Source organism: Labilibaculum sp. (assembly GCF_963664555.1).
GTDB lineage: Bacteria > Bacteroidota > Bacteroidia > Bacteroidales > Marinifilaceae > Labilibaculum.
The window spans coordinates 2,334,985-2,355,054 of sequence record NZ_OY761461.1 but is presented as its reverse complement, the minus strand read 5'-3'; the positions used below and the strand labels follow the sequence as shown (position 1 = coordinate 2,355,054).

General features: G+C 37.5%; 14 protein-coding genes. 6 read left to right on the top strand and 8 right to left on the bottom strand.

Annotated elements, in window-relative coordinates; translation table 11 throughout:
* Nucleotides 1-181: 181 nt before the first annotated feature.
* The 6 genes from ACKU4N_RS09365 to ACKU4N_RS09340 form a co-directional block, all read right to left on the bottom strand.
* Nucleotides 182-8,212 carry a hemoblobin-interacting domain-containing protein gene (locus ACKU4N_RS09365; protein WP_321322635.1) on the bottom strand — a complete coding sequence of 2,677 codons (8,031 nt, stop codon included), beginning with the start codon at nt 8,210-8,212 and terminating at the stop codon, nt 182-184.
* A gap of 274 nt (nt 8,213-8,486) precedes the next feature.
* On the bottom strand, nt 8,487-10,427 hold the full coding sequence (locus tag ACKU4N_RS09360; RefSeq protein ID WP_321322634.1) for a LysM peptidoglycan-binding domain-containing protein: 1,941 nt from the start codon (nt 10,425-10,427) through the stop codon (nt 8,487-8,489).
* 180 nt (nt 10,428-10,607) lie between these two features.
* Nucleotides 10,608-11,063 (bottom strand): ferritin-like domain-containing protein, encoded by a 456-nt coding sequence (locus ACKU4N_RS09355; protein WP_321322633.1) that lies wholly within the window; start codon nt 11,061-11,063, stop codon nt 10,608-10,610.
* Nucleotides 11,064-11,243: 180 nt separating this feature from the next.
* On the bottom strand, nt 11,244-11,702 hold the full coding sequence (locus ACKU4N_RS09350) for a ferritin-like domain-containing protein (protein WP_321322632.1): 459 nt from the start codon (nt 11,700-11,702) through the stop codon (nt 11,244-11,246).
* Nucleotides 11,703-11,714: 12 nt separating this feature from the next.
* Nucleotides 11,715-13,217 (bottom strand): NADPH-dependent glutamate synthase, encoded by a 1,503-nt coding sequence (gene gltA, locus ACKU4N_RS09345; protein ID WP_321322631.1) that lies wholly within the window; start codon nt 13,215-13,217, stop codon nt 11,715-11,717.
* A gap of 23 nt (nt 13,218-13,240) precedes the next feature.
* The gene (locus ACKU4N_RS09340; protein ID WP_321322630.1) at nt 13,241-14,059 is read right to left on the bottom strand and encodes a sulfide/dihydroorotate dehydrogenase-like FAD/NAD-binding protein; all 819 of its coding nucleotides are present in this window, start codon (nt 14,057-14,059) and stop codon (nt 13,241-13,243) included.
* 295 nt (nt 14,060-14,354) lie between these two features.
* Between ACKU4N_RS09340 and ACKU4N_RS09335 the strand changes: the two genes are divergently transcribed.
* The 3 genes from ACKU4N_RS09335 to ACKU4N_RS09325 all read left to right on the top strand — a co-directional run bounded on the left by ACKU4N_RS09335 (nt 14,355) and on the right by ACKU4N_RS09325 (nt 15,372).
* Nucleotides 14,355-14,690, top strand: coding sequence for a TraR/DksA family transcriptional regulator (locus tag ACKU4N_RS09335; RefSeq protein ID WP_321322629.1), 336 nt, complete (start codon nt 14,355-14,357; stop codon nt 14,688-14,690).
* Nucleotides 14,666-14,938 carry a PLDc N-terminal domain-containing protein gene (locus ACKU4N_RS09330; RefSeq protein WP_407937238.1) on the top strand — a complete coding sequence of 91 codons (273 nt, stop codon included), beginning with the start codon at nt 14,666-14,668 and terminating at the stop codon, nt 14,936-14,938. Before ACKU4N_RS09335 ends, ACKU4N_RS09330 begins: the two co-directional genes overlap by 25 nt.
* A gap of 98 nt (nt 14,939-15,036) precedes the next feature.
* A complete protein-coding gene (locus tag ACKU4N_RS09325) occupies nt 15,037-15,372 on the top strand; it encodes a translation initiation factor (RefSeq protein WP_321322628.1) in 336 nt (111 codons plus the stop codon).
* A 97-nt stretch (nt 15,373-15,469) separates the two neighbouring features.
* Here the strand turns inward: ACKU4N_RS09325 and ACKU4N_RS09320 are convergent, their stop codons facing one another.
* Both ACKU4N_RS09320 and ACKU4N_RS09315 read right to left on the bottom strand, forming a co-directional pair.
* The gene (locus tag ACKU4N_RS09320) at nt 15,470-16,420 is read right to left on the bottom strand and encodes a phosphoribosylaminoimidazolesuccinocarboxamide synthase (protein ID WP_321322627.1); all 951 of its coding nucleotides are present in this window, start codon (nt 16,418-16,420) and stop codon (nt 15,470-15,472) included.
* A 60-nt stretch (nt 16,421-16,480) separates the two neighbouring features.
* The gene (locus ACKU4N_RS09315) at nt 16,481-17,455 is read right to left on the bottom strand and encodes a PhoH family protein (protein WP_321322626.1); all 975 of its coding nucleotides are present in this window, start codon (nt 17,453-17,455) and stop codon (nt 16,481-16,483) included.
* A 136-nt stretch (nt 17,456-17,591) separates the two neighbouring features.
* On the opposite strand from ACKU4N_RS09315, the gene ACKU4N_RS09310 reads away from it, so the two are divergent.
* The 3 genes from ACKU4N_RS09310 (at nt 17,592) to ACKU4N_RS09300 (ending at nt 20,024) form a co-directional block, all read left to right on the top strand.
* A complete protein-coding gene (locus ACKU4N_RS09310; protein WP_321322625.1) occupies nt 17,592-18,380 on the top strand; it encodes an SAM hydrolase/SAM-dependent halogenase family protein in 789 nt (262 codons plus the stop codon).
* Nucleotides 18,370-18,663, top strand: coding sequence for a putative quinol monooxygenase (locus tag ACKU4N_RS09305; protein ID WP_321322624.1), 294 nt, complete (start codon nt 18,370-18,372; stop codon nt 18,661-18,663). Before ACKU4N_RS09310 ends, ACKU4N_RS09305 begins: the two co-directional genes overlap by 11 nt.
* Nucleotides 18,664-18,878: 215 nt before the next feature.
* On the top strand, nt 18,879-20,024 hold the full coding sequence (locus ACKU4N_RS09300; RefSeq protein ID WP_321322623.1) for a DEAD/DEAH box helicase: 1,146 nt from the start codon (nt 18,879-18,881) through the stop codon (nt 20,022-20,024).
* The last annotated feature ends 46 nt before the right edge of the window (nt 20,025-20,070 follow it).

The following is a 20,070-nucleotide window of genomic DNA, read 5'->3' as shown; positions in this document are numbered from 1 at the left end:
ACAAATATATAACAACATAATACTAATCAAAATAAAATTAAAATTAAAATAACAAAAAGGAAATCAAACTATATAAGAAAACAGCAATTTCATTACAAATTTGATCAAAATGTAATAAAATTGCTGTTAGTAAATTAATTCAAAACTATTGTAATTTGTCTTAATTAGCTATTAAAGTTTCTTACTGAATAATCAATTTTGTTCGAACCACTTTATCAGGATACTGAATGGTCAAGAAATAGATACCTCCCGTCAGATTTTTCAGATCGAAAGCAATCCTATTATTACGAAGACCATTTTCAACGCTTCGAGTTGCAACCAGTTTTCCTGTCTGATCAAATATTCTCAAAACACCATTCTCATCCGAATTTGAAATCTCGATAAAAAATTCTCCTCGACTTGGATTTGGATAAACAACGACCCCATTTTCTGAAATTAAATCTTCGATACCCGTAGTAATAAATACCTGTTGCGATTTCTTACTATTAGGACAAGCATCGTTCGAAGCCGTTAAACTCACCACATACCCCGATCCATTTGCATTATCCAAAACAAACGAATGACTTGGCTCAAATTCACTGCTAATGATTCCATCGCCAAAATCCCAAACTATATTTGTTGCATTAACACTTAAGTTTGTAAAATCAACCCGATTGTAATCAATCTCGAATGTGAAATCGGCTAAAGGCGGCTCAATCGGACTCACTGTCACAGAATTAGAGTATTGAGTTGTAAAACCATCTTTCGAAACCATTGCTCTGTATCTGGCATTTTTAACCACTTCATCGGATATAAAAATTTCCGAATTTTCACCATCTATATCTTCATAAATATCATTCAACTCATCGTACTTTTGCCACTGAATAAGGCCATCAAAACCAACAAGGGTAATACTCGAACTGGCGCCATAACAAACCAATTCAGGATTTGCCCTGGCTTCGCCTGCCCTATTGACCTGCGGTTCCGGAATTGTAAACGACTGAGACAATTTAGGAATTATTCCTGTTCCTTCAAACTCCAGACGGGCTCCTTCCACTTCCCTTTCACTTGTTGCAGTTAGATCTGTATACTTAACCATACCATCAACGGCAATCTGAGTAAAAGTTCCTGCAAGTGACCAATCTCCATCGTCACCTTTTTTAACAGCTACAGGTGTTTCATTATCGGTAACACAATTATTTCGAAACTGATCCTGCAATTTAAGCTGTGGTTGTCTGAGTAAAACATCTCCATTTTTGAGGGGAGCAGATGGCTCTTTAACAATTACCAGATATTTCGACTTTCCGTGATGTATTGTCTGTTCAAACCGGACAGTATCATAGTTCCCGGAATAAATATACATCGAATCGACTCCTGATTTTTGAAGAATAGAAGTCACGGTTGGATCAAACGTAATTTTTCCAGGTTCCGAAATATCGTAATTTCCCTCCAGGCTTCGTATTCCGTATCGGATATCAAAAATCAGCGATCGCCATGTTTTGTTATCCGTAAATTCCACAAAGAAACTTGCATCAACATCAGCATCAACAGCTCCCACAATAACCGGCGGAGGAGGAATTACAATATCGAAACTGTCGGAAACAACATTCGGTAACGCATCTGAAGTAAACAGCAAACGCGCACCTTCTACCCGGTTTTCACTGGTTGCAGTCAAATTCAGGTAAGTTACCAAACCTCCAACAGCAGTTATGGTTTTGGTTCCTCCTAAATCCCACAAATCAACCACATCGGCTTCTGAACCATCGGAATATTTAGAAGCTGAAATTTGAGTTGCATTGTCTTTTTCGCAATTATTTTTATATTGATCTCTCAACTGTAGTTTAGGTTGCTGCGCGAGAGTATCTCCATTATTTACAGGACCAACAGGCTGATCGATTATCACCATTTCTGTGACTATTCCATGTCCAATTTCCTGTTCAATTATAGCGTTGGCATATCCATTGGCAATTACAATTAATGTGTCAGTTCTTGCAATCTGTAATATAGAATCCCTATCTGGATAGAAAGTAATACCTCCAGCTTCAATCAAGTAAGAAGTATCAACTAAAGTTTCACCTGCAAATGATATGGCTGATATTGAATCCCTCCAGCTGGCATTGTCACTGGCCTGTATTGTGAATTCATTATCCACAGTCACATTTAATGCTGCAGTCAGCTCAATAACCGGAACAGGAATCTTAAACAAAGCAGAAATTACTGTGTCTTTATTGAATGAAAACTGAAGGTAAGCTGAATCAATTGCAATCTCACTTGTTGCAGTTAAATCAGTAAAACTAACTACACCACTTACCGATTGAGCTTGAAGAGTTCCAGATAAAATCCAGGCTTTCTGATCATATTTAACCACATTTACCTGCGTAAAATTATCTCCGGTACAGTCATTTAGGTATTGATCACTTAATTTTAATACAGGTTGCTGAGATAATAATTCACCATTATTAGCAGGATCTGATGGCTGAGTTGTGATCAGTAAACTATCTGCTATACCGTGATTGATCTCCTGCTGAACTGTATCGTGAGCAAAACCCCGGGACTGCACAATAATCTGAAATGATCCGCTTTTTTGCAGAAACTCCGATTCAGAAGGAATCAACTCCAACTCTCCGGCCTGACCCGCATTATAACTCGCAGCACTCAATACACTGTCATTAACAGTCACCACATTAATACGGCTTCTCCAAACGGAATCCTCAGTAAAAGTAATTTTAAACGGATTATCAACAGTTGCACCAATTGCAACGCTTAGAACCGGAGAACTGCTAACATCCGGAATATCAAAAGGTGCAGAGACAACTGCAGTTAAATCCGCAGCAATAAATTTCAATTCAGCACCACTTACCGGAGCCGTGCTGTATGCCGACAAATCCGTAAATGTAACAATTCCATTTGTTGCTGTTTGCTCAACAGTTCCAGCTAAAGTCCATTCTCCGGTATCATTCCTTTCAACAGCAATGCCCTTTTGAATTTCGGAAGTGCAGACATTTGCATATTGATCCAAAAATTGTAAAATGGGTTGTTGAGCCAGCAGATCTCCATTTGTTAGCGGAGCCAATGGCTGTTGAGTTATCTCCATACTTGCAACTGCTCCGTGACCAACCTCTTGTTCCACGATTACATTAGTATAACCTAAAGAATGGATAACAATACTGAATGTTCCTGCTTTCTGCAGCAATACTTCTTGTGAAATATGAAAAGTAATTGATTCCGCAGCTATCGTATAAGCAGAAGAAGGAAGCGTATCCCCCTCGTAAGTGATGGTGGTAATACTGTTTTTCCATGTATCATCAATGGCAAAAAAGTTTAATGTAAAATCTGAATCAACTGTGACAAGGAATGCAGAATTAATGTTAGGCGGACTTAATAACTCAACAATATCAAAAGGATCTGAGTTCACTGAAACCACACCAGCACCGGAAAATTTCAGAAAAGCTCCGGCAATGGCTGTCTCACTTGAAGCACTTAAGCCACTATATGTAAGCACACCTGATGAAACCCTTTGAGTTAAGGTCCCCCCCAAAGTCCAGGCCTGCGCATCTCCATTTGCGACAGAAATCTCAAAAGTATTATTGCTGGAGCAACTATTGTTGTATTGATCCCGCACAGATACCCTTGGCTGCGTATCTAAATTGCCGCCATTCACCAATGGAGCCGTTGGTTGCCTGTCAATAAAAATAGTATCCGGAATACCATGTTTAATTTCCTGATTGACTGCTGCATTTTGATATCCTCTTGAATAAACTAAAATTTCTTTCGTTCCTGTTACTTGCAATTCTGTACTTTTTGAAGGATCAAAAACAATTTTCCCTGCTTGACTTTTGTCATAAACATCAGTTGCCAGCAAGTTTCCTCCATAAGAAATTGAATCAATTTCTCCTTGCCAAGCGGCATTTTCCGAGAAGGTAACATCAAACAATGAATCAACAGTTGCAGTTGTTGAAGCAATAAGAGGAGTAGCAATAAGAGGTGCTGGAATAATAAATGTCTCAGACTCCTGGCTTGTTAGTCCTGTGCCAGAAAAAGTGATTGTTGCATCAAATACCAGATCCGTACTTCTGGCGGTCAAATCGGTAAAATCAACAATCCCATTAGTTACCATTAACGAAGTAGTTCCCTCTACTACCCAGCTTCCTCCTGTTGCATTTGCATTGATAGTTTGTACACTATTTGTTGTACAGTCATTTAAATATTGATCTTGTATTTTAACAGCTGGTTGGGTTTGTAGCAAACCTGCATTGCTTGCAGGCTGTTGTGGTTGAGTTATTATTGCAATAGATGTTGCTGCACCATGACCAATTGCCTGCAGAACAGAATCTTTCAGGAATGAGGTAGAAACGATATACATATACCCGCTGGCTACTGTTTGTAGAATTGGCGATTCTGCAGGTTTAAAAGTTATTATTCCCGCAACAGAAGTGTCGTAAGCATTTACAGGCAAAACATCGGTTCCGTATCTTATTTCTGTAACTTGACTCCTCCAGGTTGGATTATCAGTAAAAGTAATATCAAAGTTTGAATCAACGGTAACACCACTTGCAGCAGTTAATACGGGCGAAGCTGCTAAATCAGGAATGTTAAAAGTGTTTGAATTTACGGTTGCTAATCCTACTGTTGAAAAAACAATAAAAGCACCAGTAATTGCACCACTACTCGATGCTGTTAAATCAGTAAAACTAACAGACCCATTGGTTACTTTTTTTACCAACGTACCTCCTAGTGTCCAAGCATTAGCGTCTCCTTTTGCTGATGTAATTTCAATTGTATTTTCACTGGTACAATCATTAGCATATTGATCCTTTAGCGTTATTACAGGTTGATTAGCTAGCAATGCTCCATTCTCAACAGGAGCTGTCGGCTGCAAAACAATTACCATATCAGTAGCCACACCATGCTTTATTTGTTGTGATACACTCGCATTATCATATCCTCTGGCATAAACTATCATATCAGCTGTTCCCGAAATCTGTAAATCAGAATCTAATGCCGGATCAAAAATAATCTTCCCGGATTGAGTTTTATCATAAGCACTTGCTGCTATTAAATTCCCGTTGTACTTAATCGAATCAATGGCAAGCTGCCAAGTTGCATTTGCACTAAAACTTATTTCAAAACCTGCATCTACTGTTGCTGTTGAAGAAGCAAGTAGTGTTGGTGATGAATCCAAAGAGGGAATTGTAAACGCAGCAGATACAACATCGGTTAAAACTCCTGATGAAAAAGTAATGCTGGCTGTAGTCAGTTCAACACTACTACTTGCCGTTAAATCTGTATAAGTAAATACTCCTGAACCGGCAGTTAATCCCCTTGTTCCTCCCAACGTCCAGGTTCCACCGCTGGTTGTTTCCGAAATAGTACTTGTATTATCTGTAGTACAAATATTTGCGTATTGATCTCGTAATTGAACTACTGGCTGGGTAGCAAGCTGACCTCCATTGCCTGAAGGACCAACTGGCTGTGTAAACATGAACAGCTCATCAGCAACCCCATGCTCAAGCACCTGACTTAAAGTATCATTAGCAAAGCCACTGGAAATAACAATGATTTCTTTTGTGCCTGCAGTTTGTAAGACATTTGATTCAACAGGCTTAAAAATAATTCGAGTCGCATTCGTGGCATCATAGGCTGCTTCCGGAATAGAATTGCCATCAAATGTAATATCAGTTATACTTCCCCTCCATGTTGCATTATCTGTAAAAGTGATCTGAAATTCTCCATCAACCGTAGCATTATTTGCGGGAGAAAGAGCAGGTGAAGCATTTACAGGAATATCGAAAGTTGCAGAATTAACATCCGCAAAACTACCAGATGAAAAAGTTAAATAAGCTCCAATAACCGGTGCATCGCTTGTAGCCGACAAATCAGTATATGTAAATGATCCTCCCACTAAAGTCTGATTGGGTGAGCCACCCAACGACCAATTTCCAGTATCGCCCTTCACTACAGATATTGCCGTTGCATTATCTGAAGTGCATGAATTAAGATATTGATCCTGACTAATAACAACTGGTTGCTGCACCAATAAACCACCATTGCTTGTTGGTGCTGTTGGTTCAACACTTACTTTAATTGAGGTAGGTACACCATGACCGATCGTTTGTGATAAAGCTGCATTTGAGAATCCTGCAGCAATAAAAACGAAATCTTGTGTTCCTGCAGTTTGCAATGCTGTTGATAAGGATGGATCAAATATTATTTGTCCACTTGTTAGTTTATTGTAAGCAGAAGCATCAATCTCTGTACCACCATAACTAATACTACTGATTTTACTTTGCCAACTGTTTTCATCAGCAAAAGTTACCGTAAATGCACCATCAACGGTCACACCTGAAGCTGCTGTTAATACAGGAGGTGAATTTAATCCCAGATCGAATGTTGCCGAAGCTACTCCTGTTAATCCAGATGCTGTAAAAGAAATATAAGCTCCTGTAACTGCAGCATCGCTGCTAGCAGATAAATCAGTGTAGTTTAATACTCCAGACGCAACAGTGCCCATTGGAGTTCCACCTAAAGTCCAGTTAACAGGATCATTTTCACCGGCAGTAATGGAAACAGTACTATTCGAAGTACAAATGTTACTATATTGATCCTGAATAGCAACAACAGGCTGCATGGTAAATAGACTTCCATTCACACCGGACGGTACAGGTTCTGTTTGTACAACTATTTTAGTTGCTGCACCATGTCCTATATTTTGGGTTGTACTCGCAGGACTGTAGCTATCAACAAAAATTTCCAAGCTGGCAGATGCAGCAGTTTGCAGTGAAGGATCTGCCGAAGGTGTAAAAACAATTTTATTTGTTGTTGAATTTACAGAATATGCACTTGCAGAAATGGTTGTTCCATTAAATCGAATCGAATCAATACTTGATTCCCAGCTAGAGTCATCTGAATATGAAATTTCAAAAACATCATCAACAGTTGCTCCTGTAGCGGCAGTAAGTGTTGGTGGAGTATTTACTGGAATATCAAAAGGAGAAGAATTGAGCGTTGGCAAGCTGCCTGATGAAAAAACTAAATATGCCCCACTAACAACCAAATTACTACTTCCCGTAAGTCCGGAAAACGAAACAGTTCCTCCTACCGCAGAAACAGTAGTGCCTGTCCCCCCCAAAGTCCAATCTCCGGAAGCATCAGCGGCTGCAATTACCTGTGTTGCACCATCACCCGTACAGTCATTACCATACTGATCCTGCAATTTAACTACAGGCTGTGTTCCCAATAAACCTCCATTGGAAGCCGGAGCTGTTGGTTGAGTAACCATTACAATATTAGCAGCAGCACCATGCTTCATCTCCAAAGATTCAACAGCATCCGAATATCCACTGGACACAATGGTCAGATTCTTCGTACCAGGAACCTGTAAAAATCCTGACTGAGACGGCTTAATGGTGATTGCATCCGCACTTGTTTTATCATAAGCTCCAACAGGAAGAACATCGGTGCCATATCGAATTTCACTGATGCCGGTTCTCCATGTTGCATCATCTGTAAAAGTAATATCAAAATCAGAATCAACAGTAGCATCTGTTGGCACTGAAAGTGTTGGATGAGCATTGACAGGAATATCAAATGGATCGGAGATCAGGGAAAATCCATCCAAAGAAAAAGTGATTGCAGCTCCGGTAACAGCAACAGCGCTGCTCCCTGTTAAACCAGAAAAAGTCACGACTCCCGATGATGCTGTTTGAGGCGTTGTTCCGCCCAAAACCCAACTCGCCCCACTGGCAACAACTCCCACAGAACTTGTTCCATCGCTTGTACAAGTATTACTATACTGATCCTGCAGACTTACTGCAGGCTGTGTTCCCAAAACTCCGCCATTGGAAGCCGGAGCAGTCGGCTGAGTAGTTATAACAAACTTTGTTGCAGCACCGTGCCCTATCGTTTGTGAAAACACACCATCAAAGTAGGTTCCATCTGTTACAATAGTAATATTTAAGGTTGTGTCATTTTGAAAATAAACACTTGCAGATGGAGTAAAAACAATTTCTCCTGAAGTTGTACCTGCATCGTAAGCAGATGGATCAACAACATCATCTCCATATCGTATTTCAGAAATAAGACTTTGCCATGTACCATCATCAGTAAATAACAAAGTGAAAGAATTATCAACCGTAACTCCCGATACCGAATTTAAGACTGGCGGTGCATTTTGAGCTTGTACAATAATGACTGAGATAACCCAAAGGAATCCCAAGAGTAGATATTTTTTCATAATTACAGGACTTTAGATAACTAACACTTAGTTAGAACCAAAGTACGTACCACAAGCCATAACAAGCTGTCATACCGTCTCATACACTAAAGCTACAGATTCTCACATATCTACGATATTGGATAAAAGCTCAAGCAAATAAAAAAAAGTCAGTAAATACACGACTTTTCTCCCTATTAAAAAAAGACATCCTATTGTGGATGATTTATCCGTATTCGGATAAAAAAAAAGCTGAATCGCATAGATTCAGCTTCCAATTTTAAATTTAATTACCCTATTCTGATATCTGAAAAGTATTTTGAGATTTAGGGATGGAATGTCTTATCTTAAAATCCCGGGAATAATTTACAATCTGAACTCCTTGATTTTCGAGTCCTCCAAACGCATTTACTCTTTTAAAATGGTAATTTGATTGCAGCAAATCCAATTTCAATTCATTCAAATGATCAGGAAAATCATGTCCATACCGGCTTACAGCCTTGGAAAAAAATCGACACAAATCAAATGCCCTAAAACTAAAATCATTCGGTTCACATGTAAATTTCTCTCTAAAATCCGTAACGAACAAATCAACTTTAGCATCCTTATAATCAATATTGTATGGAGTTATCACACTTAGATTTAAATTGTAGAATAGTTCGGCATCCAAACTATTAAATCGCTGCCACACAGGAAAACCCATTAAACGAATATCGAAACGTTGACTTAAAACATTTAAATTGGAGATTATATTTTCAACATACGGTTGTTTGGTAGAAGGCACTAGAATTACATTTTCACATGTATCGCTCAGCATGCGTTCAATTCCAAAAAGTCCGTATTCATCAAATGATATCTTTTTATAAGTCATATCACCATTTTCCCAGTACTTTCCTTTTTCAAACATATTCCGTTCAATATCTGTAACCAACTGAAATTCATTCAAATGCTCATAGCGATCAGGATGAACAACAACTAAATTCCTCGTATCCAACTCGAAACAAACATAGTCGGATATTTTTCCACAAATCGATTGAATAGAAGTATTCATTTGAATAACGAATGGATTCGTTGTGAGCTCTGAATTCTTTGGCGAAAGAGGTGAAATAATAGGGATTCTTCTTCTTTGGGCAAAATCTGCCACAATCGAAAATGTACTTTGATAAACCGGGCCTATCATAAAATCCAAATCAGTATATTGCAGTCCATCGATGATTCGCTGAACGCGTTCAGGATTTTTTTCTGTATCAAAAACATGAAGATCTACCGATAAACCCTCTTTTTGCAGAGAATCTACAGCCAAAAGAATACCTTGGTAAAAACGAATAAAATCATGAGATTTATTGTATAAAATACGTGGATTTCTCTCCGTAACAATTTCAATAGTATCCTTATAGGAAATACTTCTATTTATAGAATCATTCGCATCCAGATACAAAGGCAAAAACAATGCTATTCGTATTTTATTCTGACTTAGAGGTATTAAATCGACTTTAGCAACAACAGTATCTGTAATCTGGTATTTTTTTGCAATTGTATCCTTTTGATCTTCCGTCTCCACAAAATATTCCGGAGGAACCAAATACCTGGGTATCCGAACCCAATCGCCAATCTTTAAAGCTGTACTTTTCAGTTTAGGATTTAACTTTTTGAATTTTCGCAGATTCATAAAAAACTGACGGGATATGGAAGATTCTGTATCGCCTTGTTTTATCACATAATAGTAATAATTCTTATCGTGTTTAGGAATTGTATTTAGCTGTGTTTTTTTAACGATTTTAGGAACCTTAACAATTGTACCCAAACGTAAGCTGTCTCCCATATCTGGATTTGAGGCCTTTATTAAAGCAATATCAACACCATATTTTTTATATAAAGAAAATAGTGTGTCCCCTTTTTTCACGATGTAATAAAAGAAATTTTCATCTTCCGTTTTCACTAAAACAGGAGAAAGAACGGTTTCTGCATCTACAACCGGAATTCTTAAAACCTCACCAACATTAACTGTTGCTTCCGTTTTTCGATTTACCTGCAAAATAACAGCGAGGTCGACACCATATGCCCGACTAATAGAAAATAAGGTTTGCTTTTCTTTAACAAGATGCAAAAAGCAGGGTTGACCACCTACAACAACCTTATTATTAGACAACTCAACATTTGTAGTTTGAGCTTTCGTAAAATTTACGGCTCCAGCAAGGAGACATATCAGAAGAATACTTCGAAAAAAATAATGCATTAATTATCTGTATTTCAAATATTTATAGTTCACTAGTAATAACTAACAAAAATACTAAAGTCAGCTTGGAAAACAAAATATCTACAATAATTGAACCGTAAAAAAGTAAAATCGAAATTCTTCACCTGAATTTCGATTTTATCTTACTTCAAAATAACGATCCCTCATTATTTTTACAAATCAATTCTCTACTAAAATATGTTCGTCATACTCTATTTCAAATTTCAATTTTTGTCGTGCCTCATCATTAGCCAGAGCCAAAAAAGTTTCTCTGCATTCCTTATTAACAGCACTCTCGGCCATACTCAAATAAAATTTAAATTTTGCCTTTTCTTTTTTCATTGCAATAATCAGTGCATCCTGATAGGTCAAATCATTTCTGGTGTAATCTACATCCTCAAGACTAGCAGTAATTTTCATATCCTTAATTTCATCCAGGTTCAATTCAGGTTTCACATCCTTCATCTTCTCCAGCCGAAGCATTCTTGCAGTTTTCTCCAAAGCAATATCCCAAAAAAGTCCTTTCACATGTTTCCTGTCCATTCGACTTGCAACCTCTGAGTAAAATTCTATTTCATCCATCTCTTTATCGATTGCATAATCAATAATTTCCTCAAATGTCCTAAAAATTTTCATTCTTAATTTTTATTAATTAATAATCTCATACGAATTAAAACCCTCTTTCAGATTGATGTGTGTTTTTTTAAAGCTTGACCTTATAAGTTACAAAATATTAATGCGCAACACAAAATAATTTTTAATCAAAAAAAAAAGCCTTGATTTCTCAAGACTTTTTTTAGTATGTCTATTACAATTCTAATTCTCTGTTAGAATATTATTATCGTATTCCACTTCAAAACGCAGTTTATGCTTTGCTTCTTCCTGGGCAAGCATAAGGAATAATTTTTTTGAAGGTTCATCTGTAGCTGCAGAAGCAAGATCATTATACAATCTAAAAGCGATTTTCTCCTTTTTCATAGCAAGAATTAACGCTTCCTGATAAGTAATATTTGTTTTATCAACATCTACATCCAGTAAATAATCAGCAATTTTTAAATCAGCAATTTTAGCCTCCGAAACCTGATATTTTTTACCATTTTTAATAGCTTCCAGCTTAGAGCGATGACCGATTTCTTCCAAAGCATATTGCTCAAAAGTATCCTTCATCTCCTGATGTTTCATTTTACCAGCAAGTTCGGTATAAAAATCAGCAGCCATTTGCTCTTCATTAATGGCAAAATCTAAAATATCTTCAAGTGAATTAAACTCTTTCATTTTTTCTAATTTTTAGTGTTCCACTTTATTGGATAAATATTTTTCCTGCAAATAGATATTCATGTTTTTAGCCGCTTTTCTGCCATCTCCCATTGCAAGAATAACAGTAGCACCACCGCGAACAATATCTCCACCTGCAAATACTTCAGGAATTGATGATTGCATTTTATCTTTAACAACTTCAATCGTTCCCCATTTCGAAACCTCCAAGCCTTCCACCGAATTTGGAATCAATGGATTTGGAGAAACTCCTACAGCAACCACAACTACAGTTGCATCAATCGTATATTCAGAACCTTCCATTGGAATTGGTCTTCTTCTACCCGATGCATCAGGTTCACCTAATTCCATTTTCTGAACCTTGATTTGCTTCACACGACTATTTTCGTCAGCAATGTATTCAATTGGGTTCGTTAAGGTAAGAAATTCGATTCCCTCCTGTTTGGCATGATGAACTTCCTCAACACGTGCAGGCATTTCTTCTTCAGAACGACGGTAAACAATAATTGCTCTTTCGGCACCTAATCGTTTTGCAGTACGAACCGAATCCATAGCAGTGTTACCACCGCCAACAACCACAACATTTTTACCACGCAATATTGGCGTATCCGATTCTTCCGAATCAGCTCCCATCAAATTTACACGGGTTAAATACTCATTTGATGACATAATTCCGTTCGAATTTTCACCAGGAATATTCATGAAACGAGGCAAGCCAGCACCGCTACCTACATAAAATGCTTTATATCCTTCTTCTCTTAAATCATCTAAACTTGCGGTTTGGCCTACAATATAGTTGGTGATGAATTTCACACCCATCCGGCGTAAATTTTCAATTTCTACATCAACAACAGCATTTGGCAAACGGAATTCAGGAATACCATATTTTAAAACACCACCAATTTCGTGAAGTGCTTCGAAAACAGTTACATCGTAACCCAATTTAGCCATATCGCCGGCAAAAGACAAACCTGATGGTCCGGAACCGATAACAGCTACTTTAACACCATTTGATTCTGCCAATTCAGGAACAGAAATTACACCGGATTCTCTTTCAAAATCAGCGGCAAAACGCTCCAAATGACCAATTGCCACAGAAGGCAGATTCAATTTCTCAACATAAAAGCATCTCTGTTCACATTGAACTTCCTGCGGGCAAACACGACCACAAACAGCTGGTAACGCACTGGTTTCTTTTAAAACCGCTGCTGCCTCCAAAATGTTTCCGCGTTCAATATTTTTAATAAATTTGGGAATATTGATACTTACCGGACAGCCTTCCATACAAGTTGGATTTACGCAATCCATACAACGTGTTGCCTCTAACATTGCCTGCTCTTTAGTCAGACCTACATTCACCTCAACGCGCTGAGATTTAATTCGCTCTTCAGGAGCCATTTCTGTCATCTCCACCCTTTCAATCGCCATACGATCTTTGGCTTTTGTCAGTTTTTGAAGTTCGACTCTCCACTCTTGTTTACGCTCGTTTTTTATATATTCTTCAGACCTTTCCATTGTCCTGTTTTGTCTTTAGTTGATTAATTTTGAAAATGATCCATTTTGTCATTTTCTTCTTCCTTGTAACCTCCTAATCTCGACATCATTTCGTCAAAATCAATTTTATGCGCATCAAACTCAGGTCCATCTACGCAAGTAAATTTAGTTTTACCATCAACGGTAACTCTGCATGCTCCGCACATACCGGTTCCGTCAACCATAATACTATTCAAACTCGCCATAGTAGGAATTTCATATTTCTTGGTCAGCAAAGAACAGAATTTCATCATTACAGCAGGACCAATGGTGATACACTCATCCACTTTTTCACGCTTAATAACCTCTTCCATACCTTCAGTAACCAAACCTTTTCTTCCATGCGATCCGTCGTCAGTCATCACGATCAGCTCATCAGAATGTTTGCGCATTTCTTCCTCCAGAATCAACAGATCTTTTGATCTTGCTGCAATAACAGTAATGACACGATTACCCGCTTTTTTGTATCCTTCAACAATTGGAAGCAGTGGTGCAACACCAACACCGCCACCGCAGCAAAGCACCGTGCCAACCTTATGTATTTCGGTTGGTTTACCCAGCGGGCCTACCAAATCGGTTACATAATCTCCAACTTCAAGCTGACACAGCTTAATAGATGACACGCCCATTTTCTGAACGATAATGGTAATGGTTCCCCTGGAAACATCAGCACCAGCAATGGTCAAAGGGATACGTTCCCCTTTTTCACCTACCCGTACAATTACAAAATTACCCGGTTTGCGGGCCTTAGCAATTAAAGGTGCCTCAACCACAATTTTCACTACTTTTTCTGAAAAATTCTCTTTTTCAACTATCTTGTTCATTACTTTTCTTAAATAAATGAATGAATAAAATGCTAAACAACTGCAACACCACAACTCAAAAGATCTGATTCGCAATCGATTCCATACTGATATTACAGCACATATTTACAATTCAAAAGTATAAAGAAGTAGGATTCCAGCCTAGCCAAATACATATAAATTAGCCTGCTAAAATACTTTAGAATGAATCTAAATAGTCAACGAAATAAATCATTCACAACGATACGGAAAGAACAAAATACTTTTTAATTCTACCTTTATTCTTTTAATTTGATCTTCAATACAACAGTAATTTATGCCTGATAAAAATAGAATTCAAATCGTAATACAAATTATCGATAGAATTTTAAGACTTGAAAATGAAATTGTAATTCTAAAGGATTTAACCCAACCTATTTCGCCGGATTGTGCCATTGGCAGAGTTAGCCGAATGGATGCAATAAACAACAAGAGTGTGAATGAGGCAGCTTTGCGTAAAAAGGAAATTCAGCTTTCAGCATTAAAAGAATCTTTCAAGAATATTGATTCGGATGATTTTGGGAAATGCATAAAATGTGGAATAACTATTCCCATCGGAAGAATCATGATTATGCCTGAAAGTAAGAAATGTGTAGATTGTGCCGGCAAATAATTACATTCAAGTTTTGCACCAGCATTTCACAAATAAAAAAAATAATGATCTTATCCATACTATTTGACATTTGGCTATTAACCAAACTCATAGGAATTTTACTTCCGGTAATCGCAATTGTTGATATCCTCCGACGGGATTTATTAGGAATCAACAGACTTATATGGATTCTACTGGTTGTCTTCATCCCTTTTGTTGGCTCCATCATCTATTTCGTGAACCGAACAACTTATAAAGCTAAATTTTAAATATCTTTGTTCTGATAGTAATAAATAACTGGTGCTTCGTGGTGAAATACCCATTTTAATCAGTTATTGTGTACTAATTACTAACATACTTTATTAAAATGGCAAAAAGCAAAAAAAATATCGTTTACTCAACGAACCCCGATTACAACTACGAATACGATGATGAATCGGTAGAAGAAACCTTAGCTCCGAACAAACAAAAGTTAAGAGTATTACTGGACAAAAAACAAAGAAAAGGTAAGGTTGTTACTTTAATTGAAGGTTTTGTTGGTACGCCTGATGATTTAAAAGAATTGGGGAAAATTTTAAAAAGCAAATGTGGCGGCGGCGGTTCTGCTAAAGATGGAGAAATCTTAATTCAAGGCGATCACCGCGATAAAATTATGGAGCTTTTAAAAGCGGAAGGTTATCAGGTAAAACGGGTTGGCGGATGATTTTATAGATCCCCAAACAAATGATCTAAAAACAAAACCGAAATCTGTAATGGATTTCGGTTTTGTTTTTTATACTCTGCTTTTTATTGTCTAAAACCTATTTCAAAGTCTTCAGGCAATCTGAAATATTCTTTTCGATTCTGGCATTAATATCTTTTGCATCTGCTTTAATAAATTTCTCTCCAATAATCTGCTCGTACAACTCAATGTAACGCTCCGAAATCTGATTTACTTTTTCTTCAGTCATTTCGGGCACTTTTTGTCCCTCTTTACCTTGAAAACCATTCTCCATCAGCCATTCGCGAACAAACTCTTTCGACAATTGCTTTTGCGGCTCATTCTTAGCCAAACGCTCAGCATATCCTTCCGAATAAAAGTAACGGGATGAATCCGGAGTATGAATCTCATCAATCAGATAGATCACACCATCTTTTTTACCAAATTCATATTTTGTATCAACCAAAATCAGACCTTTTTCGGCAGCAATCTCAGTTCCTCTGGCAAACAAAGCCTGAGTATATTTTTCAAGCATCTCGTAATCCTCTTCAGATACAATGCCTTGTTTTAAAATTTCTTCCCTGGAAATATCTTCATCGTGACCTTCCATAGCCTTAGTAGTTGGCGTGATGATCGGTTTTTCGAATTTCTGATTTTCTTTCATTCCTTCAGGCAATGAGACACCGCAAAGCATACGTTTTCCTGCTTTGTATTCTCTCCATGCATGACCGGTTAAATATCCTCTAATTACCATCTCAACCATAAATGGCTCAGCCATATGACCAATTGTTACCATTGGATCAGGAGTCGCAATTTTCCAGTTTGGAACGATATCGGATGTTGCATCTAAAAAGCGGGTAGCAATTTGATTCAATACCTGTCCCTTAAAAGGAATACCTTCAGGTAATACAACATCAAAAGCTGAAATACGATCAGAAACAACCATAGCAAGATACTCATCGTTAATATTATAAACGTCTCTTACCTTACCTACGTAAAGATTCTTTTGATTCGGGAAATTAAAATCTGTTTTAACAATTGCTTCTTTCATTGCTCCAAAAATTCTAATAATTTATAAAACGGTTTATATTTAAGCGCGAAGATAATCGATTTATTCCTTTTTCTCCCTCTTTTTTTCTTCCTTTTCCTCTTCAATTTCGTAGGCTGCTACAATCTCTTTCACCAATCGGTGTCGAATTATATCCGATTTATCAAACTCAACCATTGCTATTCCTTTGATGTCCTTTAAAATCCGAAAGGCCTGAACCAATCCGGATTGTTGTTTTCTGGGCAAATCTATTTGCGTGATATCGCCTGTAATCATAAACTTACCACTGGTTCCCATACGGGTTAAAAACATTTTTAACTGCTTGGTTGTGGTATTTTGTGCCTCATCTAAAATAACAAAAGCCTCGTTCAAAGTTCTTCCGCGCATATAAGCCAAGGGGGCAATTTGAATAATTTCTGCTTCCAGATAATCGGCTAGTTTACGTGGCGGAATCATATCCAGCAAAGCATCATATAAGGGCTGTAAATAAGGATCAATTTTCTCTTTTAAATCTCCGGGAAGGAAACCCAGATTCTCTCCTGCCTCCACTGCAGGCCGACTCAAAATAATCTTTCTCACCTCAGAATTACGCAGGGCTTTAACAGCCAAGGCAATTGCAGTATAGGTTTTTCCCGATCCGGCAGGACCAACAGCAAAAATCATATCGTTTTTTGCCGATTTTTCGACCAGCTTTTTTTGATTAGCAGTGCGGGCACGAATAATTTTCCCATTATTACCAAAAAGAATAACGCTTTTAGGATCATCAGGATTCTGTATATCCGGAGTATTTTCCAACACAATTCGTTTTATATTGGCCAGCGTAAGAACGTTGTATTGGTTGTAGTGCTGAATCAAAAGATTCACTTTCATTTCAAATAAATTCAGAATCTTTTCTTCGCCGCTGGCAAATATTTCATTCCCTCTCCCTACAATATTCAATTTTGGAAACATCTCCTTTAAAACGACCAATTTTGAATTATTAATTCCATAAAATTCAAGAGGATCAATTACCCCTAAAGATATGCTCTTTTCAATCATATATTCCGTACAATATTCATTACTTTTGAGTCTACAAATTAATTATTTATTCTGATTTGTTTAGCTGTACCTAAGAGAAATATGAATATATTTTCGTTTGCAGTAAACCTCTTTCTCTTTAAAATTAGATCCATTTATGACAATAATAAGTTTAACTACCGATTGGCAGCACCGCGATTACTATCTGGGGGCACTTAAGGGTCGCCTCTTATCTATCTGTCCGGGAGCACAATTGGTCGATTTAAGTCACAATGTTGATAACTACAATATATCTCAGACATCTTTTATTATAAAAAATGCCTTTGTCCATTTTCCAAAAGGAAGTATTCATATTATTGGAGTTAAATCAGAAGAAACACCGGAACATCCGCACGTAGTTGTAAAATATCAGGATCATTATTTTATTGGTGCCGACAATGGTATTTTTAGCCTGGTAATGAAAGGCGATCCTGAAGAAATTGTACGCATCGAAAATATTGAAAAGGAAGATCAATTTCATACTTTTCCGGAACTGGATGTATTCGCCAAAGCGGCTTCCCACATTATTAAATACAACAATCTTTCAAAACTGGGATCCATCCATAAAGAATTGTACCGATTGGTTCCAATCCGCGCGTTAATTCAGAAAGGAACAATTACCGGACAAATCATTTATATTGATTCGTATGGGAATATAACCACAAATATTTCAAAAGAATTGTTTGAATCTGTCCGTCAGGAAAGAGATTTTGAAATTTTGGTACAAAGCAACCACTACCGGATTACTAAAATCAACCAGAACTACCACGAAACTTCTGAAGGTGATTTCCTGGCGCTCTTCAACTCGTCAGGATTACTGGAAATAGCGATAAACAAAGGCAATTTAGCTGAACTATTACAACTGGATATTAACTCCGATATTAGAATCAAACTCCATGATCATTAGATTTGTAAAGCTGGAAATCCGACTTCAGCACATTCAAGAATTCAAAAAACTTACATCAGGTGAAAAAGAGGATATTATCGCTTTTCCTGGCTGTTCTTATCTTGAAATTCTGCAGGACGTATCAAATCCATCGGTGTTCTTCACTGTAAGTCATTGGAAATCGGAGGATGATTTAAATACTTACCGCAATTCAGATTTTTTTCAGGGCAACTGGGCAAAAGTAAAACAATGGTTTTCAGCTAAGCCTGAAGCATGGAGTTTATCCAATCACCACAGATACTAAGCACTTCTCCTAATTTATAAATCTTTGTGATGCTTCGTGATATCCCTTTGTGTCCTTTGTGGTTAATTTCCCCAACACGCCTCACTCCCAATTAAATTCTTTTCCTTTATGCTTAATTGTGAGCTTGCTTTTCTCCATTTATAGGTAGTTGAGCTTTATTTCCCTTATCTTTGTCGGAGGAAACAAATCCACAATAATAATCAGAACAAAAATATATGTCGTTTGCATCTTTAGGACTATCTTCATCTTTGCTAAAAGCTCTGGCCGATCAAAACTACTCCGAATCCTATCCAATTCAAAAAGAGGCTATTCCTGCCATTCTTAAGAAAAAGGATGTGTTGGGTATTGCCAAAACAGGATCGGGAAAAACAGCCAGCTATGTCTTGCCCATATTAACCAACCTTCAGGGAGGAAGTATTTCTAAGAACAGATACATCAAGACATTGGTATTGGTGCCTACCCGCGAATTAGCCATGCAGGTTTTGGAAGTTTTTCAACAGTTTTCATCTGCCCTCGCCGATCCGATTAAATGCCTGGCCGTTCACGGTGGTGTTTCTATCAATCCGCAAATGAAGGCGATGAACAATGTAGACGTTTTGGTTGCTACTCCCGGTCGTTTATTGGAATTGGTAGATTCGAATGCAGTACACTTATCGGAAATTGAAGCCTTGGTACTGGACGAAGCTGATAAAATGCTGAATCTGGGTTTTAAAGATGAGATGAACCGCATATTTGCTTTATTGCCTAAAAAACGTCAAAATCTTTTGTTCTCGGCCACTTTAAGCGATGATGTAAACAACGTAAATCAGGTTCTTTTGAATGAACCAGTGATTATAAAAATAGAGGCTGAAGAAAATACGCTTGATTTAATCGATCAGATAGCCTACTCGGTTAGCGAAGAAAAAAAAGGGCCGTTGCTTCGGTATATCATTAAGAAAAACAATTTAGAACAGGTTCTTGTATTTGTATCATCGGCACACCGGGCTGATGCTGTTGCTTACAAACTAAGCAAAAATGGTATTCAGGCCACCAGCACTCACAGCAAGAAAAGTCAGGGAGCAAGAACCGAAAATCTGCGCAAGTTTAAAACCGGCAAGCTTCGGGTTTTGGTTGCCACCGATTTATTAACCCGAGGTATTGATATTGAATTCTTACCTTACGTGGTAAATTACGATTTGCCTCGATCTCCTAAAGATTACATTCACCGAATTGGTAGAACTGGTCGTGCAGAATCGCCGGGAGAAGCTATTTCTTTTGTTTCTGAAGAGGATGAACACCACTTTCAAGTGATTCAGAAAAAAATGAAAATAAGACTGAACCTTATCAAGAGTGAGAACCTCAATTTAAAAAATAGTAAATAAAATCTTGTTGCAAATCAGCATAGTAACGTCCAATTTATAAAAGCCA